Origin of the sequence: Streptomyces piniterrae (assembly GCF_005048155.1) — a bacterium.
Classification (GTDB): domain Bacteria; phylum Actinomycetota; class Actinomycetes; order Streptomycetales; family Streptomycetaceae; genus Streptomyces; species Streptomyces piniterrae.
On sequence record NZ_SUMB01000003.1, the window covers coordinates 672,312 to 699,148 of the forward strand.

At 72.5% G+C, this 26,837-nt stretch carries 23 protein-coding genes and 1 tRNA gene; 16 read left to right on the forward strand and 8 right to left on the reverse strand.

The genetic code is table 11. The annotated features are described in order from the left end of the window. Positions 1-5: 5 nt before the first annotated feature. Entirely contained in the window at positions 6-1,169 is a 1,164-nt protein-coding gene (locus FCH28_RS11655; protein WP_187363812.1) for an acyl-CoA dehydrogenase family protein, read from the forward strand. A gap of 182 nt (positions 1,170-1,351) precedes the next feature. Here FCH28_RS11655 and FCH28_RS11660 read toward each other — a convergent pair whose 3' ends face one another. Then, on the reverse strand, positions 1,352-2,947 hold the full coding sequence (locus FCH28_RS11660; protein WP_136739734.1) for a beta-N-acetylhexosaminidase: 1,596 nt from the start codon (positions 2,945-2,947) through the stop codon (positions 1,352-1,354). Positions 2,948-3,168: 221 nt separating this feature from the next. Between FCH28_RS11660 and FCH28_RS11665 the strand changes: the two genes are divergently transcribed. Further along, positions 3,169-3,468, forward strand: coding sequence for a hypothetical protein (locus tag FCH28_RS11665; RefSeq protein ID WP_136739735.1), 300 nt, complete (start codon positions 3,169-3,171; stop codon positions 3,466-3,468). Between the two features lie 92 nt (positions 3,469-3,560). Next, the gene (gene glmS / locus FCH28_RS11670) at positions 3,561-5,387 is read left to right on the forward strand and encodes a glutamine--fructose-6-phosphate transaminase (isomerizing) (RefSeq protein ID WP_136739736.1); all 1,827 of its coding nucleotides are present in this window, start codon (positions 3,561-3,563) and stop codon (positions 5,385-5,387) included. A 430-nt stretch (positions 5,388-5,817) separates the two neighbouring features. On the opposite strand, the gene FCH28_RS11675 is transcribed toward glmS, so the two are convergent. After that, positions 5,818-6,339 carry a universal stress protein gene (locus tag FCH28_RS11675; protein WP_136739737.1) on the reverse strand — a complete coding sequence of 174 codons (522 nt, stop codon included), beginning with the start codon at positions 6,337-6,339 and terminating at the stop codon, positions 5,818-5,820. Between the two features lie 1,021 nt (positions 6,340-7,360). On the opposite strand from FCH28_RS11675, the gene FCH28_RS11685 reads away from it, so the two are divergent. The 4 genes from FCH28_RS11685 to FCH28_RS11700 all read left to right on the forward strand — a co-directional run bounded on the left by FCH28_RS11685 (position 7,361) and on the right by FCH28_RS11700 (position 9,818). Continuing rightward, entirely contained in the window at positions 7,361-8,656 is a 1,296-nt protein-coding gene (locus FCH28_RS11685; protein ID WP_136739739.1) for a GlxA family transcriptional regulator, read from the forward strand. Between the two features lie 5 nt (positions 8,657-8,661). Then, positions 8,662-9,282, forward strand: coding sequence for an oligoribonuclease (orn, locus tag FCH28_RS11690; protein ID WP_136739740.1), 621 nt, complete (start codon positions 8,662-8,664; stop codon positions 9,280-9,282). 106 nt (positions 9,283-9,388) lie between these two features. After that, positions 9,389-9,464 (forward strand) — tRNA-His (locus FCH28_RS11695). 69 nt (positions 9,465-9,533) lie between these two features. After that, a complete protein-coding gene (locus tag FCH28_RS11700) occupies positions 9,534-9,818 on the forward strand; it encodes a hypothetical protein (RefSeq protein ID WP_136739741.1) in 285 nt (94 codons plus the stop codon). On the opposite strand, the gene FCH28_RS11705 is transcribed toward FCH28_RS11700, so the two are convergent. Further along, complete coding sequence (locus FCH28_RS11705) at positions 9,812-10,462, reverse strand: NAD(P)-dependent oxidoreductase (RefSeq protein ID WP_136739742.1); 651 nt, start codon at positions 10,460-10,462, stop codon at positions 9,812-9,814. The two genes, FCH28_RS11700 and FCH28_RS11705, sit on opposite strands and share 7 nt — an antisense overlap. Before the next feature lie 157 nt (positions 10,463-10,619). On the opposite strand from FCH28_RS11705, the gene FCH28_RS11710 reads away from it, so the two are divergent. Further along, complete coding sequence (locus tag FCH28_RS11710) at positions 10,620-11,663, forward strand: helix-turn-helix domain-containing protein (RefSeq protein WP_136739743.1); 1,044 nt, start codon at positions 10,620-10,622, stop codon at positions 11,661-11,663. Between the two features lie 96 nt (positions 11,664-11,759). Here the strand turns inward: FCH28_RS11710 and FCH28_RS11715 are convergent, their stop codons facing one another. From FCH28_RS11715 to FCH28_RS11725, 3 genes are all read right to left on the reverse strand, one after another. Next, positions 11,760-12,824 (reverse strand): chitinase, encoded by a 1,065-nt coding sequence (locus tag FCH28_RS11715; protein ID WP_136739744.1) that lies wholly within the window; start codon positions 12,822-12,824, stop codon positions 11,760-11,762. A gap of 137 nt (positions 12,825-12,961) precedes the next feature. Next, positions 12,962-14,392, reverse strand: a complete 1,431-nt coding sequence (locus FCH28_RS11720; protein WP_136739745.1) for a sensor histidine kinase — start codon at positions 14,390-14,392, stop codon at positions 12,962-12,964. Between the two features lie 25 nt (positions 14,393-14,417). Continuing rightward, on the reverse strand, positions 14,418-15,110 hold the full coding sequence (locus FCH28_RS11725; protein ID WP_187363813.1) for a response regulator transcription factor: 693 nt from the start codon (positions 15,108-15,110) through the stop codon (positions 14,418-14,420). Positions 15,111-15,229: 119 nt separating this feature from the next. Between FCH28_RS11725 and FCH28_RS11730 the strand changes: the two genes are divergently transcribed. Then, positions 15,230-15,781, forward strand: a complete 552-nt coding sequence (locus FCH28_RS11730) for a hypothetical protein (protein ID WP_136739746.1) — start codon at positions 15,230-15,232, stop codon at positions 15,779-15,781. Between the two features lie 164 nt (positions 15,782-15,945). Here the strand turns inward: FCH28_RS11730 and FCH28_RS11735 are convergent, their stop codons facing one another. Together FCH28_RS11735 and FCH28_RS11740 are read right to left on the reverse strand one after the other, a co-directional pair. Further along, positions 15,946-16,872 (reverse strand): spermidine synthase, encoded by a 927-nt coding sequence (locus FCH28_RS11735; protein ID WP_136739747.1) that lies wholly within the window; start codon positions 16,870-16,872, stop codon positions 15,946-15,948. Positions 16,873-17,032: 160 nt separating this feature from the next. Further along, positions 17,033-17,404, reverse strand: a complete 372-nt coding sequence (locus FCH28_RS11740; RefSeq protein WP_136739748.1) for a chaplin — start codon at positions 17,402-17,404, stop codon at positions 17,033-17,035. 246 nt (positions 17,405-17,650) lie between these two features. Between FCH28_RS11740 and FCH28_RS11745 the strand changes: the two genes are divergently transcribed. The 7 genes from FCH28_RS11745 to FCH28_RS11775 are packed head-to-tail and all read left to right on the forward strand — an operon-like array spanning position 17,651 to position 26,834. Next, positions 17,651-18,835 carry a DUF3344 domain-containing protein gene (locus FCH28_RS11745; protein WP_136739749.1) on the forward strand — a complete coding sequence of 395 codons (1,185 nt, stop codon included), beginning with the start codon at positions 17,651-17,653 and terminating at the stop codon, positions 18,833-18,835. Between the two features lie 56 nt (positions 18,836-18,891). Next, on the forward strand, positions 18,892-20,172 hold the full coding sequence (locus FCH28_RS11750) for a glycosyltransferase family 4 protein (RefSeq protein WP_425471912.1): 1,281 nt from the start codon (positions 18,892-18,894) through the stop codon (positions 20,170-20,172). Then, positions 20,169-21,668 (forward strand): exopolysaccharide biosynthesis polyprenyl glycosylphosphotransferase, encoded by a 1,500-nt coding sequence (locus tag FCH28_RS11755; RefSeq protein WP_136739751.1) that lies wholly within the window; start codon positions 20,169-20,171, stop codon positions 21,666-21,668. The genes FCH28_RS11750 and FCH28_RS11755 overlap by 4 nt, the downstream gene beginning before the upstream one ends. Continuing rightward, complete coding sequence (locus FCH28_RS11760; RefSeq protein ID WP_136739752.1) at positions 21,665-23,020, forward strand: O-antigen ligase family protein; 1,356 nt, start codon at positions 21,665-21,667, stop codon at positions 23,018-23,020. Before FCH28_RS11755 ends, FCH28_RS11760 begins: the two co-directional genes overlap by 4 nt. Further along, positions 23,013-24,659, forward strand: a complete 1,647-nt coding sequence (locus tag FCH28_RS11765) for a lipid II flippase MurJ (RefSeq protein ID WP_136739753.1) — start codon at positions 23,013-23,015, stop codon at positions 24,657-24,659. The genes FCH28_RS11760 and FCH28_RS11765 overlap by 8 nt, the downstream gene beginning before the upstream one ends. Next, complete coding sequence (locus FCH28_RS11770) at positions 24,649-25,581, forward strand: polysaccharide deacetylase family protein (RefSeq protein WP_425471913.1); 933 nt, start codon at positions 24,649-24,651, stop codon at positions 25,579-25,581. Before FCH28_RS11765 ends, FCH28_RS11770 begins: the two co-directional genes overlap by 11 nt. After that, complete coding sequence (locus tag FCH28_RS11775; protein ID WP_136739754.1) at positions 25,578-26,834, forward strand: glycosyltransferase; 1,257 nt, start codon at positions 25,578-25,580, stop codon at positions 26,832-26,834. The genes FCH28_RS11770 and FCH28_RS11775 overlap by 4 nt, the downstream gene beginning before the upstream one ends. Positions 26,835-26,837 lie beyond the last annotated feature (3 nt).

The following is a 26,837-nucleotide window of genomic DNA, read 5'->3' on the forward strand; positions in this document are numbered from 1 at the left end:
ACCCCATGTCCCTGGACCACCGTCTCCCCTCCGAGCTGGAAGAACTCCGGCGTACGGTCGAGGCGTTCGCACACGACGTCGTCGCCCCGAAGATCGGCGAGTACTACGAGCAGCATGCGTTCCCGTACGAGATCGTGCAGGAGATGGGCCGGATGGGCCTGTTCGGGCTGCCGTTCCCGGAGGAGTACGGCGGGATGGGCGGCGACTATCTCGCGCTCGGCATCGCCCTGGAGGAACTGGCCCGGGTCGACTCCTCGGTGGCGATCACCCTGGAGGCCGGTGTCTCGCTGGGCGCCATGCCGATCTACCGCTTCGGCACGGAGGAGCAGAAGCGCACCTGGCTGCCGCGGCTGTGCAGCGGCGAGATGCTCGGCGCGTTCGGCCTGACCGAGCCGGACGGCGGCTCGGACGCGGGCGCGACCCGGACGACGGCGGTGCGCGACGGCGACTGCTGGGTGATCAACGGCAGCAAGTGCTTCATCACCAACTCCGGTACGGACATCACAGGGCTGGTGACGGTCACCGCCGTGACCGGCCACAAGGCGGACGGCTCGCCGCTGATCTCCTCGATCATCGTGCCGTCCGGCACGCCCGGCTTCACGGTCGCCGCCCCGTACTCCAAGGTCGGCTGGAACGCGTCCGACACCCGTGAGCTGTCCTTCTCCGACGTGCGGGTGCCGGCCGCCAACCTGCTGGGCGAGGAGGGCCGCGGCTACGCCCAGTTCCTGCGCATCCTCGACGAGGGCCGGATCGCCATCGCGGCGCTGGCCACCGGCCTCGCCCAGGGCTGTGTCGACGAGTCGGTGGCGTACGCCAGGACCCGGCAGGCCTTCGGCCGGCCGATCGGCGCCAACCAGGCGATCCAGTTCAAGCTCGCCGACATGGAGATGCGCGCCCACACCTCCCGGCTGGCCTGGCGCGACGCGGCCTCCCGCCTGGTGCACGACGAGCCGTTCAAGAAGGAGGCCGCGCTGGCCAAGCTCTACTCGTCGGAGATCGCCGTCGACAACGCCCGCGAGGCCACCCAGATCCACGGCGGCTACGGCTTCATGAACGAGTACCCGGTCGCCCGCATGTGGCGCGACTCCAAGATCCTGGAAATCGGCGAGGGCACGAGTGAGGTCCAGCGGATGCTGATCGCCCGGGAGCTGGGGGTGGCGGGGGTCTAGGCCCCCGTACGTCCTGACTTCCGTACGGAACTCTCCTGGACGGAATCCTCCCGTGCGGAACTCCCCCGCACGGGAACACCGTCCCCCGCCCCCGCGTTGTGGCCCCGCAGGGGGCCCTCGCGTCCCCTAGGGGATCTGTTCGAACATCCCCTAGGGGAAACGGCCCCCCAGCCCCACCGCGGCTACCGCGCCGGCCAGGGCACCTCCGGAGAGCGGTAGTAGTCGACGCCCATGGCGTCCCACCGGGGGCCCTGCCCGGCCAGCCGCTCCCGGTACGCGTCCCAGTCGTGGGTGTCGGCGGGGGACCAGCCGAGCTCCGCGATGCCGGGCAGCCGGGGGAAGGCCATGTACTCGATGTGCGCGGACTTCGTGAGGGTCTCGGACCACAGAGGAGCCTCGACGCCGACGACCGACGCCGCGGGCGCTCCGTCCAGGTACCCGCCCGGGTTCCAGTCGTAGGAGCGCCGGACGCCGACGTACCCCGCCCAGTTCAGGCCCAGCGGGGTGTCCTTGTCGTACTTCATGTCGAGGTAGGCGCGGTCGGCGGGCGAGAGGAGGAGCCCGGTGCCGTTCTCGGCGGCCTTGGCGACCTGGGCCCGTTCCGCCGCGCTCGTCTTGTCGTAGCCCCAGTACTGGGCGACGGCGCCCTCCGCCGGACGCGCACCGGTCAGCTGGTGCCAGCCGATCACCGTCTTGCCGTACTTGGCGACCACCGGCTGCACCTTGTCCATGAAGGCCACATAGTCCTCATGGCTGGTGGAGTGCGCCTCGTCGCCGCCGATGTGGAGGTACCGGCCCGGGGTGATCGCGGCGATCTCGCGGATCACGTCGTCGATGAAGTCGTAGGTGACCTTCTTGGGTACGCACAGCGAGCTGAAGCCGACGTGGGTGCCGGTGTAGAGCGGCGGGGCGACGCCGTTGCAGTTGAGCTTGGCGTACGAGGCCAGCGCGGCATTGGTGTGGCCCGGCATGTCGATCTCCGGGACCACCGTCAGATAGCGGTGGGCGGCGTACCGCAGGATCTCGCGGTAGTCGTCCTTGGTGTAGTAGCCGCCGGGCCCGCCACCGACCTGGGTGCTGCCCCCGTAGGTGGCCAGCCGCGGCCAGGACTTGATGGCGATGCGCCAGCCCTGGTCGTCCGATAGATGCAGATGCAGTTTGTTGATCTTGTAGAGGGCGAGCTGGTCGATATAGCGCTTGACCTGCGCGACGGTGAAGAAGTGCCGGGAGACGTCGAGCATCGCGCCGCGGTAGGCGTAGCGCGGGGTGTCGGCGATGGTGCCGCCGGCGATCCGCCAGGGGCCGCGCTGCTCGGTGCGCTTCTCGACGCCCGCGGGCAGCAGCTGGCGCAGCGTCTGGACGCCGTGGAAGAGGCCGGCGGGCCGACTGGCGGTGATCGTCACCGACCGGCCGCCGGAGCTGAGCCGGTAGCCCTCCTTGCCGAGGCCCTTGGTGCCCTCGCCGCCGAGCCGCAGGATGATGCCGTCCCTGCCGCCCTTGGTGGTGACCGGCAGGTCGTATCCGGTGGCGGGCCGCAGCAGCCCCGCGAGATAGCCGGCGATCCGCTTGGCCTGGCCGGAGCCGCCGGGGACGCGGATCCGGGTCCGGTCGCCGATCGTGTACGGGTGCCCGCCCGGATGGACGGAGGCGGGCGCCGGGATCACCTGGTCCAGGGGGGTGGCGGCGCGGGCGGCCGTGGGCTGGGGCGGCACGGCGGCGGTTCCCATCCCCGCCGCCGCGATCAGCAGCAGGGAAAAGAGGAGTCTGCGTCGTCTCATCGACGGTCCCTTCGGCGAGAGCATCGTGCAGGGCATGTCTTGCGTGACGTGTCTTGCCTGGCATGTCGTGCATGGCATGGAGCGACCGAACGGTGACCATGCGTACCTTGCGCCCCGGATCCGGTCAAGGTTTAGACCACTTTCCGGCCGCCATCTTACGAACCTGCCCGATATCGGGCAGGTTTCTTGCGAAACTCGGCGCGGCCCAGCAGTATCGACGGGTGCTCGAACGCCGTACCCGAGGCGCTGACGCAGGTCAGGCGCCCTACGAAGACCTGGTGGACCACCTGGTGCGCAGCACACCGCTGCAGCGCGGTGAGGCCACCCGGGTGGTACTGGACGTGCTCGCGTACTTCGACGAGACGACGGAGGAGTTCGTCCGGCGGCGCCATCGCGAGCTGCAGTCCCAGGGGCTGCGCAACGACGAGATCTTCGAACGGATCCGCCACGAGATGCCGCACCGCGCCGTGGCCCCGCCGGGTCTCTCGACACGCCAGCTGCGCCGACTCGTCTACGGCTGACAAACCGGGCACCACGCAGTCACAGTCACAACCACAGTCACACATCACCATCAGCAACATTCGTCACAAGGTTCATCTCGGAGGGTCACTGTATGTGCGGAATCGTCGGGTATATCGGCAAACGCGATGTCGCCCCGCTGCTCCTTGAGGGCCTCCAGCGCCTGGAGTACCGCGGCTACGACTCGGCAGGCATCGCCATCCACGCCAACGGCACCGGCAAGGCCGCGGGCCTGAAGATCGCGAAGGCCAAGGGCCGGGTCCGCGAGCTGGAGTCCCGGCTGCCGAAGCGGTTCGCCGGCAGCACCGGTATCGCGCACACCCGCTGGGCCACCCACGGCGCGCCCACCGACGAGAACGCCCACCCCCACCTGGACACCACCGGCAAGGTCGCGGTCGTCCACAACGGCATCATCGACAACGCCGCCGAGCTGCGCGCCCGCCTCACCGCGGACGGCGTGGAGTTCGCCTCCGAGACCGACACCGAGGTGCTGGCCCACCTGATCGGCCGCTCCCAGGCCGAGAAGCTGGAGGAGAAGGTCCGCGACGCGCTGCGGCACATCGAGGGCACCTACGGCATCGCCGTCCTGCACGCCGACTTCACCGACCGCATCGTGGTCGCCCGCAACGGCTCCCCGGTCGTCCTCGGCATCGGCGAGCACGAGATGTTCGTCTCCTCCGACGTCGCCGCGCTGGTCTCGCACACCCGCCAGGTCGTCACCCTCGACGACGGCGAGATGGCCACCCTCAAGGCCGACGACTACCGCACGTACACCACCGAGGGCTCCCGTACGACGGCGACGCCGGAGACCGTCGAGTACGCGGCCGAGTCGTACGACCTGGGCGGCCACGACACATACATGCACAAGGAGATCTCCGAGCAGGCGGACGCGGTGGACCGCGCGCTGCGCGGCCGGATCGACGACCGTTTCTCCACCGTGCACCTCGGCGGCCTGAACCTCGACGCCCGCGAGGCGCGCGCGGTGCGCCGGGTGAAGATCCTCGGCTGCGGCACCTCGTACCACGCGGGCCAGATCGGCGCGCAGATGATCGAGGAGCTGGCCCGCATCCCCTCGGACGCCGAGCCGGCCTCCGAGTTCCGCTACCGCGACCCGGTCGTGGACCCCGACACGCTGTACGTGGCGGTCTCCCAGTCCGGTGAGACCTACGACGTGCTGGCGGCCGTCCAGGAGCTCAAGCGCAAGGGCGCGCGGGTGCTGGGCCTGGTCAACGTGGTCGGCTCGGCGATCGCCCGGGAGACCGACGGCGGCATCTACGTCCACGCGGGCCCCGAGGTCTGCGTCGTGTCCACCAAGTGCTTCACCAACATGGTGGTCTCCTTCGCGCTGCTCGCCCTGCACCTCGGCCGTATCCGCGACCTGTCCGTCGCGGACGGCAAGCGGATCATCGAGGGCCTGCGCAAGCTGCCCGGTCAGATCGACGAGATCCTCAAGGGCGAGGCGGAGGTCAAGAAGCTGGCGGCCGAGTACGCCGACGCCAAGTCGATGATGTTCATCGGCCGGGTGCGCGGTTACCCGGTGGCCCGCGAGGCGTCGCTGAAGCTCAAGGAGGTCTCCTACATCCACGCGGAGGCGTACCCGGCGTCGGAGCTCAAGCACGGCCCGCTGGCGCTCATCGAGCCCGCGATGCCGACGGTGGCGATCGTGCCGGACGACGACCTGCTGGAGAAGAACCGCGCCGCGCTGGAGGAGATCAAGGCCCGCCACGGCCGCATCCTGGCCGTCGCGCACCAGGAGCAGGAGAAGGCCGACCACACCATCCTCGTCCCGAAGAACGAGCCGGAGCTGGACCCGATCCTGATGGGCATCCCGCTCCAACTCCTCGCCTACCACACGGCGTTGGCCCTCGGCCGCGACATCGACAAGCCCAGGAACCTGGCCAAGTCCGTCACGGTCGAATAATCCCAACCCATACACCGAAGCGACAATTGAGCACCCCCCACGGCGCTCAACCACCTCCGCGAGAGCGGGCGCCGGTTTAGGCGCAGAGAACAGGCGGCTGCTCCGCGCGTGCCACCATACGCGCGAAGCGGCCGCCTCCCCTGTGCCGGCGTCGCCCAATACGCCGGCAGGATGCCGCCGCCCCGGGAACCGTCACCTCCCGGCCGGCAGCACGTCGTTGCCGTGTGCGCGGCCGCGGGGCCCGTTCGCGGCGCGCTCACGTGACCGTTTTCTACCCGTCACAAGCGCGCAATCCACCTGTGCGCGCTGAAGAAATACGGCTGTCCGCAAGCCTCGTGACGCCCCGTCAACTCCGCGCACGGCGAGGGCGAGGTCGCGACGAGAAGAGGCCGTGACGGGGTGGGGGTGGTGCGGGTGCGGCGCGGGCCCGTCAGGGGATGACGATGACCGGGCGCTGCGCCCGGCGGGCCAGCCGTCCGGCGACCGAGCCGAAGATCCGGCCGACGATGCCGTGCGTGGAGCCGACCACGATGGCGTCGGCCTCGTACTCCCGGCCGACCTCCTCCAGCTCGTGGCAGATGTCCCCGCCGCGCTCGACGAGGATCCACGGAACCTCGCTGAGATGGTCGGCGCAGGCGAGCTCCAGGCCGAGGACTTCCGTGCGGTGGTCCGGTACGTCGACGAAGACCGGGGGTTCACAGCCCGCCCAGACGGTCGTCGGCAGCCGATTGGCCACATGGACGATGATCAACCCGGAGCCGAAGCGCCGGGCCATTCCGATTGCATACGCCAATGCTCGTTCGCTCGAGTTGGAGCCGTCGAAGCCGACCACGACGCCGTGCTGGAAGGCGGGGTCGCAGGAGTGGCGTGTCTCTTCCGTCGCTTCCAGGTCCGCCATCGGATCGGCGACCTGCTTGCGGTCCGCGGGTTCGGGGTTCTGGTGACCGGCCATGGGTTGTCTCGGCGAGGAGATCCTCTTGCGGAGGGGCGGGCGGGGAACGGCGATTGACTTGATCCGGCAGTTGACTGAGCTGGCTCGATGGAGGAGCAGGAGCCATAGTTCAAAGAGGAACGATACGACTGGGAATCATCTTTCCAAGCCGATACCCCAAGAGTACGGCGCCACTCCTCCGCTGCCCAGAGCCCGCCGCGGACGCAGGACGCCGCGCGAGGCGGGTCGGGGCCTCGAACGTTCCCCGGAGCATGCCGGAGCGTGGCGCGGATGGCAATGCCCCGCCCTGCCCCCGTACGTACCCATCGCGGTGACCCGTGATCGCCGGCGGCGTTGTAGTAGCTGCCTGTCCGAAGGGAGTGCGCGGTGCCCGTACCGTCCGATAGATCACCCGACCCAGTGAGCGATGTCGTGCGCTGGGGCGCGTTCAGCTGCGCCCTGGTGCCGGTCGTCCTCCTTGCGAGCGGCACCTCGGCGATCGGTGCGGTCGGCGCCGGCGCCGGTCTCGCGGCGGTGACCTGCGTCAGCCGGGCACTGCTGCGGCAATCCGAACGGACCGCCGCTCGGGCATGGACCGAGAGCGTCGGAAGGCACCGGTACAGAAGCGGACGTATCCGTACAGGAGCGCATGGGGGCGGCCGCCGCTTCGAAGGGCGTACGCCGGGCGAATGAGGCGCCCGCAAGTCTGCGCGCGACCGTTTTCAGCCAACTTCCGGCCAGGTCGCCTCCCTTGCCCGAACCACCCCCCAACCCTGGTGTGAGCAGGGCGGAAAGGACCGCCGGGCATGGTTGTGCCCTACTGCGAACGGGCAGAGCCGAGACGCGTACTTCCCATGCAGGCCCGACGAGTGGAACGCTTCGTGATCGAATGCTTCGCGCCAAGTTGCCATATCGACATACCAGTGGGTGGTGAACTTGGCACTCCATCCTCACGGGACACAGTAGATTCGATCTTGGTATTTATGGCGGGGGAACTGTGCAGGACCGAGAGGGCGAGACGACCGAGGGGGGCTTAAGTGCCATGAGCCAGGACTCCGCTGCCGTACCAGATGCCGCACGCAAGCTCGCCGCCCGACGACGCCGCGAAATAGTCGCGGTGCTCCTCTTCAGCGGCGGCCCCATTTTCGAGAGCTCCATTCCGCTCTCGGTCTTCGGCATCGACCGCCAAGACGCAGGCGTTCCGAGGTACCGGCTACTTGTGTGCGCGGGCGAAGATGCGCCTTTGCGCACGACCGGGGGGCTCGAACTTTCGGCCCCCTACGGGCTGGAGGCGATCGCCCGCGCCGGGACGGTCGTCGTACCGGCCTGGCGTTCCATTACCCAGGCCCCGCCGCCCGCCGCGCTCGACGCGCTGCGGCGCGCGCATGAAGAAGGGGCCCGCATCGTCGGGCTGTGCACGGGGGCGTTCGTCCTCGCCGCGGCCGGACTGCTCGACGGCCGGCCGGCCACGACCCATTGGATGTACGCGCCGACGCTCGCCAAGCGTTATCCGTCCGTCCATGTCGATCCCCGCGAGCTCTTCGTCGACGACGGCGATGTGCTCACCTCCGCGGGAACGGCCGCCGGTATCGATCTGTGTCTGCACATCGTGCGGACCGATCACGGCGCGGACGCCGCGAACGCGCTGGCCCGCCGGCTCGTCGTACCGCCGCGCCGCACCGCCTCCGATATGGGGCACCAGCGCTACCTGGACCGCTCTTTACCAGAGGAGATCGGCGCCGACCCGCTCGCCGAGGTCGTCGCCTGGGCGCTGGAGCACCTCCACGAGCAGTTCGACGTGGAGACGCTGGCCGCGCGCGCCTATATGAGCCGCCGCACCTTCGACCGGCGATTCCGCTCCCTCACGGGGAGCGCCCCCCTGCAGTGGCTGATCACCCAGCGGGTGCTGCAGGCCCAGCGGCTGCTGGAGACCTCCGACTATTCGGTGGACGAGGTCGCGGGGCGCTGCGGATTCCGCTCGCCGGTGGCGCTGCGCGGCCATTTCCGGCGGCAGCTGGGAGCCTCACCGGCGGCCTACCGCGCGGCGTACCGCGCGCGCCGGCCGCAGAACGGTGCGCCGGAGCCCGCGCTGCGACCGGAGCGGGCCGAGCGCCCGGAGCGCGGTGACCGTCCGGCGCCGGTCGCCGGCGGCCCCGACCGGTTCTCCGCGGCCATGGCGGCCGGCCATGGGCCGGCGACCGCACTGGCGGCCGCCGATCCGGGCGAAGCGGGCAAACCGCACTCGGACGCGTTCGCCTCGCGGCTGCCGGAAGCCCCGGCCGTCCGCGGTGCGGGGCGGCCCGTGCTCCCCGGTCAGCGTGAGCGCCCCGTAGGGTGAGACGTATGAACGATCGCATGGTGTGGATCGACTGCGAGATGACCGGACTCTCGCTGGCGAATGACGCACTCATCGAGGTGGCCGCGCTGGTCACCGACTCCGAGCTGAACGTGCTGGGCGACGGGGTGGATGTCGTCATCCGCCCCCCCGCCGAGGCACTGACCACCATGCCGGAGGTGGTGCGGCAGATGCACACCGCCTCCGGCCTGCTCGATGAGCTGGACAACGGCACGACGCTGGAGGCGGCCGAGGCGCAGGTGCTCGCGTACATCAAGCAGCATGTGCCGGAGCCGGGCAAGGCGCCGCTGTGCGGGAATTCCGTCGGCACGGACCGCGGCTTCCTGCTGCGCGACATGCCGACGCTGGAGAGCTATCTGCACTACCGGATCGTCGATGTCTCGTCCGTGAAGGAACTGGCCCGGCGCTGGTTCCCGCGCGCCTACTTCAACAGTCCGGACAAGAACGGCAACCACCGGGCACTGGCCGACATCCGTGAATCCATCGCGGAATTGCGCTACTACCGGGAGGCGGTCTTCGTGCCGCAGCCCGGGCCCGACTCGGACACCGCCAAGGCCATAGCGGCCAAGCACGTGGTGCCCGCCGAAGCGGAGGCCGCACCGCAGTGACACAGCTCGCTCCCGGGGCGCGAAAACCCGGGAGCGAGCACCCCCTCGGACCCTGTACACTTTTTCTCAGCCGGTGGGGAAAAAGAACCACACAGCACCGGTCATGGTGGGTATAGCTCAGCTGGTAGAGCACCTGGTTGTGGTCCAGGATGTCGCGGGTTCAAGTCCCGTTACTCACCCCAAGGGATCGGCCCCGGATCGCGAAAGCGGTCCGGGGCCGATTCTCTTTTGCGGCGGCGTAAGGTCGGCGCATGGTGATCCGATTACGCCGCCCCTGGCGCGCCAGGCTGGCTGTGGTTCTCGCGGCCCTGGCGCTGGCCGCCGTCGGCGCGACGATGCTCTGGCACGACGCGCCCGCCCCGTATCAGCCGGAGCGGTGGGAGCAGTGGGAGCCGCACCGCCCGGGGATGGCCGTCGTGTACCAGATCGCCTTCCGCGAGGAGCCGCCCGGGCCGGTCACGATCACCGGCGCCGTGCTGCTGGCCGGCGCGCTGGCACTGCCCGCCGGGTGCCTCTTCATCCGCCGCCGTCAGTAGCCGACGGTGAAGCGCCGGCCGACGTGGCGGGGCCGCTCGATCTCGTCGACGAGGGCCATCGCGTAGTCCTCGGCGGAGATACGGCTGCTGCCGTCGGCGGCCGTGACCAGTTCGTCGGTGCCGGTGCGGTAGGTGCCGGTGCGTTCGCCCGGCTCGATGCCGGCGGCCGGGCTGAGGTTGGTCCAGTGGACGTCGGAGACGGTGCGGTAGTAGTCGAGGGCGTCGCCGTGCGCGTGCATGATCTGGAGGAGGAAGTCGGGGAGGCCGTCCGCGTCCCAGACCTGCTTGCCGTCGGGGGTGCGCAGCGAGCCGGCGCCGCCGACGGCGATCAGGCGCGGGGCCGCCTCGCCGAGCGTGCGCAGTCCGGCGACCAGGGACTTGGCGGCGGGCTCGATGGTGGCGACATGGCCCGGTCCGTCACCGCCGCCGACCGCGCTGACCAGGACGTCCTGGCCCTTGGCCGCCGCCGCGACGGAGGCCGGGTCGAGGATGTCGCCGGTGGCGACGGTCAGGTTCGGGTGGGTCGTGGTGATCTTCGCGGGGTCGCGGACGACCGCGGTGACCTGGTGACCGCGCTGCAGGGCCTCGTTGAGGATGCGGCTGCCGATGGTGCCGTTGGCCCCGAAGAGAGCGATCGTGGACATGGTGGGTCTCCCAGCTGTTCTGTGTGTCCGGTAGGGGCGCGTGTCCGGTGGGGACCACGCGTCCGGCAGGGACTTCCGTTTTCCGTCGTCAGTCGCGCTGATGTCTTCTACGCTAGGGGCCCTACCGGGGCATTTCGGGGTAGCAAGGGGACGGGTGATGGTCAAAATGCGACAGCGCCGAGAGGGGGGCGCTGAGCCGGTTCCGGAGATCCCGGAGGTGGCGTTCTCCGCGCCCGCCGGGCGGCCCGCGGGCGTGGAGGTGATGACGCTCGCCGAGCTGCGGGAGCGGGCGGACGCCTGCCAGCTGTCCACACCGCACCGGCCGGGCTTCCATCATCTGCTGAGGCTGGACCGCGGCCGGCTGGTGCACAGCGTCGACTTCCGGGAGCACGTCCTCGCGCCGGGCGATCTGCTGTGGTCGCGGCCGGGCCAGGTCCAGCACTTCGGCGATCTGAACGGGGCCGAGGGGCTGCTGGTGCTCTTCGAAGCCGGCTTCCTGGACCCGGCCACCGCGGCCGCCGCCCGGATCGAGGACTGGTACGGGCCGGCCGTACGGCATCCCGAAGGGGCCGCGGCGCAGGCGGTGGACGATGCGCTGCGGCAGCTGCACCGCGAGTTCGGCGCGCTGGGCGGGCTGCCGCTGGAGGTGCATCTGGAGGTGCTGCGGCATCTGCTGGCCGTACTGGTGCTGCGGGCCGCGCATCCGGGCGGGGCGGCGAACAGCGGGCCGGGCCGGGTGGGAGCGGGCCGCCGCGAGGGGGCGGAGGCCTGCGAGGCCGGCGAGACCTATCTGCGGTTCCGGGACGCGGTGGAGCGGGAGTTCACCCGCAGCCGGCGGGTCGCGGACTACGCGCGGTCGCTGGGCTATGCGCCGCGCACCCTCTCCCGGGCCACCGAGGCCGCCGCCGGGGTCGGCGCGAAGGAGTTCATCGACCGCCGGGTGGTGCTGGAGGCCAAGCGGCTGCTGGCGCACGGCGACCAGTCGGCGGCCCGGATCGCGGACCGGCTGGGCTTCGCCGACGCCACCAACTTCAGCAAGTTCTTCCAGCGGCGGGCCGGGACCACACCGATCGCGTTCCGTGCGGCGGTACGGGGTGGGTCAGGGCGGGAACAGAACAGCGGGACAGGGCGGGAACAAAGCAGCGGGACAGGGCGGGAACAGAACAGCGGGACGGTGGCCGGCGGCGGCGCGGGCGCGTAGCACGTGGAACGGGGCGCAGCGGCTGGGGGTGGAAGCCGCTGCGCCCCGCTGGGGGGTGGGTCCGGGTGAGGGGGAAGGGGCCGGACCGAGGGGGTGTCAGCCGGTGTAGGCGGCGAACGCCTTGGTGAAGTCCAGCGGGCCCTGCTCGATGGAACTGCAGGTCGGCTGCGCCGAGTTGGAGCCGCCGCCCTCGCAGGCCTTGTCGCGGGTGGCGGACCACATCGACAGCCAGCCCAGGTGCTTGTCCTGGGCGAACTTCACCAGCTCGGTGGCGTCGTCGACCTTGAAGACCTCGTTCTGGACGTCGTTGACGCCGATCATCGGGGTCACCGCGACGGTCTTCCAGGCCTCCGCGTCACTCAGCCCGAGGGCCTGCTTGATCTGGCCCTGGGTGGCGGTGGCCGCCTTGGTGGCGTAGGTGCCCATGTCGCCGTTGTAGGACGGGCCGTAGTCCATCGCCATGATGTTCACGGCGGCGATCTTGACGCCGTTCTTCTTGGCGTCGGCGACCAGGTTCACGCCGTCCTGGGTGAGCCCCTCGGGCATCACCGGCAGCGTGAAGGACACGTCCAGGTCGGGGTGCTTCTTCTGGAGTTGGGCGATGGCCTGGGCGCGGCGGGCGTTGGCCTCGGTGTTGGGGAGCGCGCCGCCCTCGATGTCGAAGTCGACCTTGGTGAGCTTGAACTGGTCGATGACCTTGCCGTACGCGGCGGCCAGTTCGTCGGCGGAGCCGCAGGCCAGGCCGAGTTCGGAGCCGTTGGCGCCGCCGAAGGAGACCCGGACGTCGCCGCCGACCGCCCGGAGATCGGGTATCTGCTTGGCCACCGGGTCGTCGCCGAGCTCCACGACACCGCCCCACTTGGGCGTACAGCCGCCGCCGGAGGTGATGAACGCGAGGTTGAAGTTCTTCACTCCGGTCTTGCCTGCGGTGTCGGCCAGGTCGTAGGCGGGGGTGAGGGAGGTGTCGACGTACGGGGCGAAGCCGGCGGCGGCCTTCGCGGGGGTGGCATTCGCGGGGGCGGTCTCGTGCTGCGGCGCCTTGCCGGCCATGGCCGAGCCGGCGATGGCGAACCCGCCGCCGGCCGCGACGGTGACGGCCACCGCCGTCCCGATCAGCTTGGTCTTACGGCTCGTACGGCGGCGGTGTGCCGAGGAAGTCATCTGCTGCCTGCCTGTCGTCACGTGGGGGGCTGGGGGGTTTGCGTCCCGCACGCTAGCGACTCCGAATCGGACAAAAGCCCAGTTCGGTACGGCAGTTGGCGGAATTATGGCCGCCTTAAGGAGGGGGAAGGGAGCGGTTAAGAGCCGCCGGCGGACGGCCGCTCGAAACCCCCGGCGCGCGCCGCCCGCCGCCCCCGGGTGCCGAGCCTGCGGCGCAGCCGGCGGCCGCGGCGGGTGCCGTGGTGGGCGGGCCCGTCGCCGAGCGCCAGCCAGACCCGTACCTCGGTGCCGCCGAGGACGGAGCGGCCGATGCGGACATCGCCGCCGGTCGACTCGGCCAGCCGGCGCACGATGTCCAGACCGAGCCCGGTGGAGCCGGCGCCGCCGCCTCCATGGCCGCGGCGCAGCGCCGCGTCCGGGTCCGCGATGCCCGGACCGGCGTCCGAGACCAGCACGATCACCGCCTCTTCGGCGTTGTGGACGTCCACCGCGAAGGCGGTGCCCTCGGGGGTGTGCCGGAAGACGTTGCCGAGCATCGCGTCGAGGGCGGCGGCGAGTTCGGGCCGGGCCACGGGGATGCGTACGGGGCGGTCCGCGCCGGCGACGCGGACGGTGCGGCCCTCGTCCTCGGCGAGCGCCGACCAGAAGTCCATCCGCTCCCGGATCACCTCGGCGGCGTCGCATCCGGCCGCCGCGACGGCCTGCTGGGTGTGCGCCTTCTGCTCGCGGGCGGTGCGGATGATCTGGTCGACCTCGCGCTCCAGTTGTTCGACGGCGGCCCGGGTCTGCTCGGCGGCCGGCCCGTCGCCGAGCGAGGCCGCGTTCAGCCGGAGCACGGTCAGCGGGGTGCGCAGCCGGTGCGAGAGGTCGGCGGCCAGTTCGCGTTCGTTGGCGAGCAGCTGGACGACCTGGTCGGCCATCGAGTTGAAGGCCATGGCGGCGGAACGGAGTTCCTTGGGGCCGTCCTCGGGAACGCGTACGCCGAGCTTCCCGTCGCCCAGGTCGTGGGCGGCGCCCGCGAGCCGCTCGGCCGGACGCACCATACGGGTGCCGAGCCGGTCGGCGACCGCGACGGATCCGACGACGAGTGCCAGGCCGACGCCGGCCAGCACCACCCAGGAGGTGGTGACGCCGTTGGTGACCGCGTCGTCGGGGACATAGACCTCGACGACGGCGATCCCGGAGGCGACGGCGGTGGGCTGGAGCAGCGAGGAGCCGCCGGGGACCGGCGAGATGGAGGCCCGGCCGAGTTTGGCGGTCGCCGCGATGTCCTCGGGCGCGGCCCGCCGGGTGCCGATCTCGGAGGCGCCGCCGCCCTTCGCGTCCGCCGGGACATGCACGCCGATGCGGCCGCCGCGGTCGGTCTCTGCGCTGGCGACGGCCCGCTCCAACTGGGTGCGGTCGGTGGTGATGGCCAGGACCGGGCCGATGGTGGCGGCCTGCCGCTCGGCGTTGGAGAACGCCCGGTCGCGGGCCATCTCCTTGACGACCAGTCCGAGGGGGACGGCGAACGCGACCACGACCATCGTGGTGACCGCCAGGGCCACCTTGACCAGGGCCCATCTCACAGCGTCCCGCCCTTCGCCGCGCAGTTCACCGTGGTGGCTCCAGTTTCACGCCGACGCCCCGCAGGGTGTGCAGATACCGCGGTTTGGCCGCCGTTTCGCCCAGTTTGCGGCGCAGCCAGGAGAGATGGACGTCGATGGTCTGGTCGTCCCCGTAGGACTGCTGCCAGACCTCGGCGAGGAGTTCCCTGCGGGGGACGACGACGCCGGGGCGCCCGGCGAGGAAGGCCAGCAGGTCGAATTCCCTGCGGGTCAGATCGAGGGCGACGCCGTCGAGTTCGGCCTGGCGGCGCAGCGGGTCGATGGACAGGCCGCCGACCCGGATCACCCGTGAGGGCGGTTCCGCGCCGGCCGTGGCGGCGCGGGAGCGACGCAGTACGGCCGACATGCGGGCCGAGAGGTGCTCGACGGAGAACGGTTTGGTGAGGTAGTCGTCGGCGCCGTCGTTCAACAGCCGTACGATCTCGGTCTCGTCGTCCCGGGCGGTGGCGATGATCACAGGGACATCGGTGATGCCGCGCAGCATCTTCAGCGCCTCGGACCCGTCCAGATCGGGCAGGCCGAGGTCGAGGATGACCACGTCGAAGCCGACCTGCGCCACCTCGCGCAGCGCCTCCAGGGCGGTGCCGACGCTGCGCACCGTGTGGGCTGCCTCGGTCAGATGCCGGATGAGGGCCGAGCGTACGAACTGATCGTCCTCGACGACGAGCACACGTGCCATGGGCGGCACCGTACGCCATTCGGGCGGGTTCGATTTCCCGGGGTTGACGCGAAAGCGTCGTCTGTCCGTTGGCACACGGTGGCTGCGACCGGAGGGACCGGTGGTGCAGTATGAGCCGAATGCAACGAGGACTGGTTCACGCAGCGGCCTGGACACTGGCGACCGGCGCCGCCGTCACGCTGTCGTGGTTCGGCGTGCACACGGTGCTGTCCGGCACGGCGTACGACGCGCCGCGCGCGCTGCCCCTGGCCGACCAGGTGCCCTCCTCGGGCGCCGGGGTCGCGCCGCGCGCCTCCTCCACCCACCGCCCCAAACCGTCCGGGACGGCCGGGCACAGCCCCTCCCCCGGCAACGAGCCGTCCCAGCCGTCCTCGCCCGCCGGCTCCGGCGACGGGACTTCGGGCGGCACCCCGTCCGCCCCGCCGACGGGTGCCGGGTCCGGCGGCCAGGTCAAGAGCTACGCGACCAACGGCGGCCGGGTCGTCCTGGACCTGCGCAGCAACTCCGCCGAGTTGGTGAGCGCGACCCCCAACCCGGGCTGGGAGATGCAGGTGTGGCCGCAGGACACCTGGCTCCGGGTCGACTTCACCAGCAAGAGCGGCCATACGTCCGTGATCTGCGCCTGGAACGATCATCCGCCGATCGTCAACGTCGACAACCACGCGACCTAGTCGGCGGCCGCTTCCCCTAGGGGACGTTCGAACGGATCCCCTAGGGGATGGGAGGCCCCCTTGCAGGCCACAACGGCGGGGCGGTGGGCGGTATTCCCGTGGTGTGCCGTGCGCGGGCGTATTTCCGTGGTGTGCCGTGGCCGGGCGGTGGTTTTGGTGGGGCGTCAGGCGAAGGTGTCCGGGGGTGGGGGCGGGGAGGGGACCGCGGTGGCGTCGGTGACCGGGGGTGTGCCGGCGGTGAAGTCCACCAGAGCGCGGCCGTGTTCGACGCGGGCGGTCTGCGGATCGGTGGCGGCCCGGCGGGTCAGTTCGGCCACCGGCAGTTCGCGGTCGGCCGCCAGCAGGACGGCGTTGCCGAACCGCTTGCCCCGGAGCACGGCGGGGTCGGCGGTCAGGCACAGCTCGGGGAAGACCGTGCGGGCGGTGGCGATCTGACCGCGCAGGAAACCCAACGGCGCCTGACTGGACGACGTCCTCGCTCCCCCAGCGCTCCTCGCCTCCCCGGACCCCCGGGCGCCCGCGGGCCCGTCCGCGAGGTTGGCCGCGTACCAGCCGCCGGGCCGCAGCACCCGTCGGACGTCCGCGAGGAATTCGGTGGTGGTCAGATGCGCGGGCGTACGGGCGCCGCCGAAGACATCCGCGATGATCAGGTCCGCCCAGCCGTCCGGGATCTTCGCGAGTCCCTCGCGGGCGTCCCCGCCGCGCACCCTGATCCGCCAGCCGCTCTCCAACGGCAGCTCGCGGCGCACCAGTTGGACGAGCGGGGTGTCGATCTCCACGACCTGCTGGGTGGAGCGCGGCCGGGTCGCGGCGATATAGCGCGCCATGGTCAGCGCACCGCCGCCGAGGTGCAGGACCTGGAGCGGTCTGCCGGGCGGTGCGGCCAGGTCGGCGATGTGCCCGAGGCGGCGCTGGTAGGCGAAGTCCAGATACGTCGGGTCGTCCAGGTCCACATGTGACTGCGGGGCACCGTCGATCAGCAGTGTCCAGGCGCGCGGCCGGTCGCGGTCGGGCCGCAGCTCCGCGACGCCGCCGTGCACCGTCTCGGTGACCGGATCCGGGCCGCCGCGCCCGCGTCTGCTCTTCGCCATGCGGTCAGTATGACGCGCCTGCGGCGGGCTCGTATTCGCTGGTCAGGGGTGTAGTGCCGGTTTACGGCAGAGTGGCGGGCCACCCGTGACCGAGGTCACGAATGGCCCGCCGCACATCATGACCCGGCCGGCCCGATGCCCTTCCGGACCGGCGGTCGGGTCACCTGTTGATGCAGATGTTCCCGAAGGTCGGGTTCAGGATCCCGAAGAAGATGTCGACGGAGTTGCCGCAGACGTTGATCGGGATGTTGATCGGCACCTGGACGACGTTGCCGCTGAAGACGCCCGGCGAGCCGGCGGCGAAGCCCCTGGCGCTGGCACCGTGGCCGTGGCCGTGACCGCCGCGACCGAACCCACCGCGGCCGTACCCGCCATGGCCGAATCCGTGGCCGTATCCATGGCCGTATCCATGGCCATGTCCGTGGCGGCCATGGCCGTGGCCGTGGGGGTCAGCCGTGGCGATGCTCGCACCACCGAGCACCATGGCACAGCCGGCCGCGGCTACCGTGGCCGTCTTGACGAACCGCTTCATCACCATTCTCCTTTCAGTTCGCGAATGGGGCATCGCGCTCAACGAACCAATAGAGCCGGGGATGCGGGGGTTCATCCTTCCGCTAAAAAGTTGGTCCAACCGGAAGACATGGGGTCACCGGTGCGAAGTCCGGTATTCCGCTGATCGGAATCCCCGACGGGCACAACGGCGTGCCTGCCGCGATTCCCAACATGATTTCTGTCATCGTGCTCTCCTGTTTGACTGATTGAAGTCGGAGAGGAAGACATGCGGAAGTCGATGAACCGCACCGGGCGCGGCGCCGTATGCGCGGCCGTGTCCCTGGCATTGTCGGCCGCCCTGTCTTCGGCAGTGGCCGCGCCGGCTCCCAGGGAAACGTCGCAGATTCCTTTCCAGGAGCGTTATCACGTGACCCAGCACGGCGGTATCGCGCGTGCGGCCAACTCCTCTGTCACCTGCGGCGCCGAGGTGGCCCGTCCCGCCGCGGCCGGTCCGGCGGCGGCGCCTCCCGCGGCCGGCAGCCCCGCGGCCGGCGGCCAACCCGCGGTCGCCGCCCCCGCGGTGGCCGGTGCGGCCACGCCGTGCGCGTCGGCCCAGCAGGGCTACAACGGTGCCAACGGCCAGTACCGGATGGCGTACATCGACACCGACACCGACCCCAACACCTACAACTCCAGCAGCGCGGACCTGCGGATGCCGGCCGGCTCCCGGGTCAGTTACGCGCGGCTCTACTGGGGCGGCAATCTGCGGGCCGGCGAGCAGAAGCCGGCCAAGGACAACGGCCGGGTGCTGATCGCCGAGCCCGGCGGCATGTACAAGCAGGTGCTCGCCGACACCGTCACCGGTCATCGCACAACCCCCACGACCGACGGTTTCCAGGCGTCGGCGGATGTCACCAAGCTGGTGCGCGCCAGCGGTCCCGGCGCGTACACGGTGGCCCAGATCAATGTGGCGTCGGGGCAGTCCACGGCCGGCACCTGGGGCGGCTGGACGCTGGTCGTGGCCTACCAGAATCCCACAGAGCCGCTGCGGAAGCTGGCGCTGTGGGACGGATTCCAGCAGCTGGACCCGAATGGTCCGCCGCTCGCGGTGAAACTGCGACGGATGCGGATCCCGGCGCAGGCATCCGGCCTCGCGGGCGTGGTGGCATACAACGGAGACCGCGGGACCGGAAATGACTCGCTCTCCGTTGCCGCCGGCCGGAACCAGCCGCAACTGCTTACGGACGCGGCCAATCCGGCGAATGATGTGATGAATTCGACCATCACTGATTTTGGTCAGGAGACGTTCCGGCAACCCGCCTACCGGAACACTCTCGGATTTGATTCCGATGTATTCGACATCACGCCCGCGCTGCGCTCCGGCGGCAACCGTCTGTCTTTCCGGTTCGGTCCCGGCAATGCGGAATATCTGGTCGGCGCGCTCTTCGTCCAGGCGGATAGCCGGCGCTGAGCGGCGGCACCGGGAATTCCCACGGAGATTTCTGTCAGCCCGGCGATCAGGGAGCAGTGCGCGTGCTGCCGCAAGACTTGCCGTCCGAAGAGCGGCCCAGCGTTCCCGCGGTTCCCACCATTCTTCATGTCGCCCAGCCGGTGGACGGCGGCGTCGCCCGGGTCGTCGCGGACCTCGTACGGGCCCAGGTGGCGGCCGGGCTGCGGGTCGTGGTGGCCGCGCCGCCCGGTGGCGCGCTCCATCGGGACGTGGCGACGGCGGGCGCCGAAGTGGCGCTCTGGTTCGCCGGCCGCTCCCCGGGGCGGGCGCTGGCCGGTGAGATCCGGCGGCTGTCCCGGCTGATCCGGCGCACCGGGCCCGACCTCGTCCATGCGCACAGCGCCAAGGCCGGGCTCGCCGCCCGGCTGGCCGTACGCGGCCGGATCCCGACCGTCCACCAGCCGCACGCCTGGTCCTTCGAGGCGGCCGGCGGTGCGACCGGGCGGCTGGCGCTCGCCTGGGAGCGCTGTGCGGCGCGCTGGTCGGACCGGGTGCTGTGCGTGAGCGAGGCGGAGCGGCTGCGGGGCGCGGCGATGGGGGTGGCGGCCCGGTGGGCGGTGATCCGCAACGGCGTGGACCTGGAGCGGTTCCACCCCGGGTGCTCCCCCGCCGAGACGGACGGGAGAGATGAGACAGAGGGGACAGAGGGCGCAGATAAGAGGGACGAGACGGGCGCAGGGGTGCGGCGGCGGCTGCGCGCCGCGCTCAGTGGGCTGGGGCTGCCGGTGGCCGACGACGCGCCGCTGGTGGTGTGCGTGGGGCGGCTGTGCCCGCAGAAGGGCCAGTTGACGCTGCTGCGGGCCTGGCCGGGGGTCGCCGCGGCGGTCCCGGACGCGCGTCTCGTCCTGGTCGGCGACGGTCCGGACCGCCGGCTGCTCGAATCCGCCGCGCCGCCCGGGGTGCTGTTCGCCGGCGCGGTCGACAACGTCGTCCCCTGGTACCGCGCGGCGGATCTCGTCGTCCTGCCGTCGCGCTGGGAGGGCATGGCGCTGGCCCCTCTGGAGGCGATGGCCTGTGCCCGCCCGGTGGTGGTCACCGATGTGAGCGGGGCCCGGGAGAGCCTGCCGCCCGGCACGGAGTCCGGCTGCCTGGTGCCGCCGGACGACCCGGACGCCCTGGCGCGGGCGCTGCGCGGTCTGCTGACCGCTCCTCAGCTGCGCGTGACGCTGGGCCGCCGTGCCCTGGAGCACGTGCGGACCACATACGACGTGCGGTGGACGACGGCGGCGGTCCTGGACCTGTACCGCGAACTGCTCGGACTGCCGTGCCCCGAGACCAGGGAGCAGATCAGGCGATGACGACGGAGAGCGCGGACGCGCCCCATTCCGCCCGGTTCCTGCCCCGGCCCGCGGCCGCGCCGACGGCGGCCGTCGCGGTCTATCCGCCGCGCCGGCCCGGACGCGACACCCCGTCACCCCCCGGTCCGAGCCGCGCCCGGCGGCACCGGACCACCGGCCCGCTGGTGGCCGTCGACTGTCTGGCCGCCACCGGAGCGGCGCTCCTGGTGCATGACCTCGCGCAGCTGCCGGCGCTGCTCGGCCCGATGGTGCTGTGCCTGCTGGTGCTCAACAGACGGGCCGGGCTCTACCGTCCGGGCCTCGCCCCGACCGCGCTGGGGGATCTGCCGGCGCTGCTGGGCCGCGCCGCCGTCTGCTGGTGTGCGGCGGCCGCGGCGCTGGCGGCCTGCCGTCCCGGGCGCTCGCTGGAACTGGCCGCGCTGGTGTGCGCGCCGGCGGTGCATGCCGTGCTGGCCTGCGGCGGCCGGGCCGCGGTCTACCGGGTCCGGCGCGGCGCCGCCCGCCGCCGTCCCCGCTCCGCGCTGGTCATCGGCGTGGACCCGGCGGCCCGGCAGCTCGCCGCCGCGCTGCACGCACACCCCGAGTACGGTCTGCGCCCGGTGGGCCTGGTCGTCCCCGCCGCGGTCGTCCCCGGTGCGTCCGACGGCTCCCCGGATGCCGGACCGCCGCTGCCGCGGCTCAGCTCCGCGCAGGACGTCATCCGGGCCGTCATCCAGAACACCGTGCGGGACGCGGTGTTCACCCGGCCGCCGGAGGCGGACCCGCAGACGACCGCGCTGCTGCGGCGGTTCGTCGGCCAGGGCGCCACGATCTGGCTGGCCGGGGCCGCGGCCGGGTACGGCGGCCGGCCTGCCGGGCCGGGCGGCGAACACCTGTGGGGCTTCGCCTGCCGGCGGCTGGACACCGCCCCGCCCCGGCACGGCGGCCGGGGCAAGCGGGCGGTGGACGTGGTCGTGGCCGCGTTCGCGCTGCTGGCGGCCACGCCCGTACTGCTGGGCTGCGCACTGGCCGTACGGCTCTCGGACGGGCCCGGCGTGATCTTCCGGCAGGAGCGGATCGGCCGGCACGGGCGCACCTTCATGCTGCTCAAGTTCCGCACCCTGCGCCCCCGCGACGAGCACGAGTCGGCGACGCGCTGGAGCGTGGCCGACGACCGGCGGATGAGCCCGGTCGGCCGGCTGCTGCGGCGCACCTCGCTGGACGAGCTGCCGCAGCTGTGGAACGTCCTGCGCGGGGACATGAGCCTGGTCGGACCGCGCCCCGAACGCCCCTATTTCGTCGAGCAGTTCACCCAGAGCTACCCGGACTACGACGCCCGGCACCGGATGCCGGCGGGCATCACGGGGCTGGCGCAGGTGCACGGGCTGCGCGGCGACACCTCCATCGAGGACCGGGCGCGCTTCGACAACCTCTACATCGACGGCTGGTCGCTGTGGCAGGACGCCCTGATCATGCTGCGCACCGCGGCCTCGCTGTTCCGGATGGAGGGCCGATGAGCGCGGGCGCGCCGGCCGCCGTCCTGCCCGTGCGGCTGTCGGCGCGGTACGCACCGCTGGTCCCGGCGCTCGCGATCGTGCTGCTGCTGTGCGTGCCCGCTGCCTCACTGGGCCACCGCGATGTCGCGGCCGCCGGCAAGGTCACCCCGGCCGACGCGGCCTCCGCCGTCCTGGTGGTCTGGTGCGTCGCCCGGCTGCTGCGGCGGCGCGCCCGGCCGCTGGACCGCCGGGCCGCGCTGGTTCTCGGCGCGCCCGCGGTGGGGTTCGCGGTGGCCACCATCGCCTCCGCCGACCCGGCCGCGAGCCTGCCCGGCTTCGTCCGCCATCTGCAGATCTTCGTGCTGGTGCCGGCCGCGCTGATGCTGACGCTGCGCTCCGCCCGGGACTTCCGGGTGGTGGCCGGGGCGGTGGTGCTGCTCGCCCTGGTGCAGGGCGCGATCGGCGTGCACCAGTATCTGACCGGCACCGGCGCCTCGTACAAGGGGCAGTTCGTCCGGGCGGTCGGCACCTTCGGCCCGCTGGACATCATGGGGATGTCCACGGTCATCGGCTACGGGCTGACCGCCGCGCTCGCCATCGGCCTCGCCCCGCGCACCGGCGCCCCGCGCTGGCTGCGGCCGGCCGCCCTGGGCAGTGCCGCCGCTCTGGTGGCGCCGCTCGCCGTGTCGTTCAGCCGGGGCGCCTGGATCGCCACGGCCGCGGCGGTCGGCGTCGTCCTGCTGCTGGCCGGGGCACGCCTGGCGGTAGGGACGCTGGCGGTGCTGGTCGCGGCGGCGGTGGTGCTGGTAGGCGGGGCCGGGGTGGGCTCCGGGATGCTGGGCCAGCGGGTCGGCAGCATCACCGCGGTCTCCGAGGCCCCGGACCGTTCGGTCACCGACCGGTACGCGCTGTGGGCCGCGGCGGCCGAGATGTGGCGGGAGGCCCCGGTGACGGGCGTCGGCCTCAAGGGCTTCCCCGCCCACCGGGACGGCCATGCCTCGCTCGGTCTGTCCTCGGGCAGCGACATCTCGGGCGCCGGACTGGCCTTCCAGCGGGAGCCGTTGCTCTCGCCGCACAACATGTATCTGCTGGTGCTGGGCGAGCAGGGCCTGATCGGGAGCATGGCGCTGGTGGGCAGCTGGGCGGCGCTGCTGGTGTGCGCCGTGCGGAGGTTGCGTACGGCTCGTGGCGGCGGCCGTGCGGTCGACTGCGGGATGGTCGCGGTCGGTCTGATGGTCTATCAGTCCGTCGACTTCCTCTCCTCCGACATCGGCGGCCCGTCGACGGTGCTGAGCGCGGTCCTCTACGGGCTGGTGGCCTGGTGGGCACTGGTCGCCCCGGCGGCCGGAGCGGGGCGGGCCGGCGATGACTGAGGCGGCCTCGCCACCCAGGGCAGCCGAGGCGACGTCACCGCTGCCGGCGGCGCTCCCCGGCGGCCCCAGCCCCCTCGGCCGCCCCCTGGCCCGCGCCGCCGCGGTCACCGCCGCGCTGACCGCCGCCGGGTCGCTGTGCGGGCTGCTGCGGGACCAGACGCTTGCGCATCTCTTCGGCGCGGGCAGCGAGACCGACGCGTTCCTGGTGGCCTGGACGGTGCCGGAGGTGGCGGCCACCCTGCTCATCGAGGACGCGATGGCGCTGCTGCTGATCCCGGCGTTCAGCGTGGCGCTGTCCGTACGGGCCGCCGGGCCGCGGGAGGCCGGCGATCCGGTGCGGGCCCTGCTGGCCGCCACCCTCCCCCGGCTCTGCGCCCTGCTCGCCGGCGCCGCCGCGCTGCTCGCCGCCGGCGCCCCGCTGGTCGTACGGCTGCTGGCCCCCGGCCTGGCCGACCCGGGCCCGGCCGTCGACTGCACCCGGCTGACCGCGCTGACCGTCCTCACCTTCGGCCTCGCCGGCTACTTCAGCGCCGCGCTGCGCGCCCACCGCAGCTTCGTCGCGCCCGCCGCGATCTACGTCGCGTACAACCTCTGCATCGTCGGCACGATGCTGGCGCTGCACTCGGCGTGGGGGGTGCGGGCCGCTGCGGCGGGCGTCGCGCTCGGGGGTGCGGCCATGGTGCTCGTGCAACTGCCCTACGCCCTCGGGCAGTTGCCGCGGCCCCGACGGCGGCGGCTACGGCTGCGGCGGCGGACCCGGCGGGCGGCCGGGACCCGGGTGGCGCTGGGGCTGGGCCTGCTGGCGCCGGTCGTCTGCTTCACGGCGAGCCGGCAGGCCCAGGTACTGATCGAGCGGTTCCTGGCCTCATCGCTGCCGGCCGGCGCCATCTCACGGCTGAACTACGCGCAGAAGGTGGCGCAGCTGCCGATGGTGCTGTCCCTGATGGTCTGCACCGTCACCTTCCCCGTCGTGGCCAGGGCGCTCGCCGACGGCGAGGCGGACCGGGCCAGGCGCCGGGTGGAGCGCGATCTGACGCTGGCCGGGCTGGTGGTGCTGCCGGGCGCCGCGTATGTGATCGCCTGCGCGCCGCAGATCGTCGAAGTCCTCTTCCAGCGCGGCGCGTTCACCGCCGCCGACACCGCCGCCACCGCGTCGGTGATGCGGGTCTACGCGCTCGGGCTGCTCGGCCACAGCCTGGTCGGCGCCCTCATCCGGCCGTTCTCCGCCGCCGCCAGGACCACCTGGTACCCCGCCGCCGCGATGGCGGCCGGGCTGGCGATCACCCTCCTGGCCGGGGTGTACGCGGTCCGGTGGTGGGGCGTGCCCGGCATCGCGGCCGCCAACGCGGCCGGCATCACCGCCACCGCGCTGCTGATGCTGCGCGGCCTCGGCTCCCGGGTCGTCGCCATCGAGGTGCGCCGGGTCGCCACCGGACTCGGCCGGCTGACGCTGGCCGCCGCCGCGGCCGCGGCCACGGGAGGCCCGCTCGCCGCGCTCGCCGCGCCGCCGCTGCTGGTCGCGGCGGCCGGCGCGCTGCTGGTGCCGGCCGTCTTCGCCGCCACCGCCCTCACCCTGCGGACCCCCGAGGTCCGGCAGCTGCTCACCGCCGTCAAAGGAAAGCTCGCCGATGCCCGTTGAACCCGTGCCCGTTGAAGCCGTGTCCGCCGCACCCGCGGCCGCCGAATCCGCGGCTGTCGAACCCGTGGTGGCGCCCGCGATCACCGAACCCGCCCCCGGGGATCCGGTGTCCCGCGCCCCCGAGCCCCGCGCCCCCGTCCCCCTCCCCGCCGCCCGCCGGCCCCGCGGCACCCCGCCCTGGGTGCTGATGTACCACTCGGTCGCGGAGGTCACCGAGGACCCGTACCGCCTCACCGTCTCCCCCGGCCGCCTCGACCGCCAGCTGCGCTGGCTGCGCGACCGCGGCCTGCGCGGCGTCTCCGTCGGCGCGCTGCTGCGCGCCCGCGCCCTCGGCCGGGGCGCCGGGCTGGTCGGGCTGACCTTCGACGACGGCTACGCCGACTTCCGCTGGGACGCGCTGCCGCTGCTGCGCCGGCACGACTGCACCGCGACGGTGTTCGTGCTGCCCGGCAGGATCGGCGGCGTCAACGCCTGGGACCCGCTGGGTCCCCGTAAGCCGCTGCTGACCGAGTACGACATCCGCGCGGTCGCGGACGCCGGCATGGAGATCGGCTCCCACGGACTGCTGCACCAGGCCCTCAGAGGCGCCGACCCGGTGACCCTGGAACGGGAGACCGCCACCAGCCGCACCCTGCTCGCCGAGCTGACCGGCCGGGCGCCGGACGGCTTCTGCTATCCGTACGGCGCCGTCGACACCCGGTCCGCCGAGGCGGTGCGCGCCGCCGGCTACGGCTACGCCTGCGCCATCGACGCCGGCCCGCTGACCGGACTGCACGCCCTGCCCCGGGTCCACATCGGCGCCGCCGACACCTCCTGGCGGCTGCATCTCAAACGCGCGCTGCACCCCCTGCGCCGCCGTCCGCTGCCCGAAGAGCCCACCGTCCAGGCCACCTCGGCCGTAACCACCGGAGGCATCCGATGAAGGTTCTGCACATCATCACCGGCCTCGAATTCGGCGGCGCCGAGCAGCAGCTGCGGCTGCTGCTGCGCCGGCTGCCCGCGAACTGCGAGGTCGTCACCCTGACCAACCCAGGACCGGTCGCCGACGGCATCCGGGCCGACGGCACCCCCGTCACCCACCTCGGGATGTCCGGCAACCGGGACCTCGGCGCCATCCCACGGCTCGCCCGGCTCATCCGCGGCGGCCGCTACGACCTGGTGCACACCCACCTCTACCGGGCCGGTGTCTACGGCCGGATCGCCGCCCGGCTGGCCGGCGTACGGGCGGTGGTCGGCACCGAACACTCCCTGGGCGAAACGCGGATCGAGGGCCGGCGGCTGACCCGTGGCGTCCGCAGGCTCTACCGGGCCACCGAACGGCTGGGGTCGGCGACGGTCGCCGTCTCGGACACCGTCGCCGACCGGCTGGTCCGCTGGGGCGTGCCCGAGGAGCGGATCCATGTGGTGCCCAACGGCATCGAGGGACACCGTTTCGCGTACGACCCGGACGCCCGGACCGCGGTGCGCGAGATGCTGGGCGTGCCGGCGGACGCCTTCGTCGTCGGCGGCGTCGGCCGGCTGGTGCCCGGCAAGCGGTTCGACGTCCTGGTACGGGCGGTGACCCACCTCTCCAGCGTCCATCTGCTGCTGGCCGGCGACGGGCCGGAGCGGGCGGCGCTGCAACGGATGGCCCGGCAGTTCGCCGCGAGCGACCGGATCCATCTGCTGGGCGCGCGCGGCGGCGTGGTCGGCCCCGCCACCGGCGATGTGCCGGACGAGGAGCCCGGCATCCCCGGTCTGCTGTCGGCCATGGACGTCTTCGTCTCCCCGTCGTCGGAGGAGGCGTTCGGCCTGGCCGTCCTGGAGGCGCTCGCCTCCGGGCTGCACGTCCTGTACGGCGACTGCCCGGCCATCGACGAGCTGCCGTCCGAGCGCGCCCCCGGCGCCCGCCGCTGCGGCGCCGACCCCTACGAACTCTCCCAGGCCATCAGGAAGTTGCGGAGCGACGGGCCGGGCCGGCTGCCGGTCCCGCCGGTGGTGGAGCACTACGACATCGGGCTCGCCGCCGAGTCCCTGATGGCCGTCTACGAGCAGGCACTGGCCGGCACGTCGCGGGCGCGCGGCCGGGTGTTCCCCGCGCGGGTGCCCGCGCCGGACGAGTCCGCGTCGAACGTGTCGCTGCCGGACCCGTCCCGGTCGCCCGCCGCCGACGACCCCTCGCTGTCGAAGCGGTGAGCC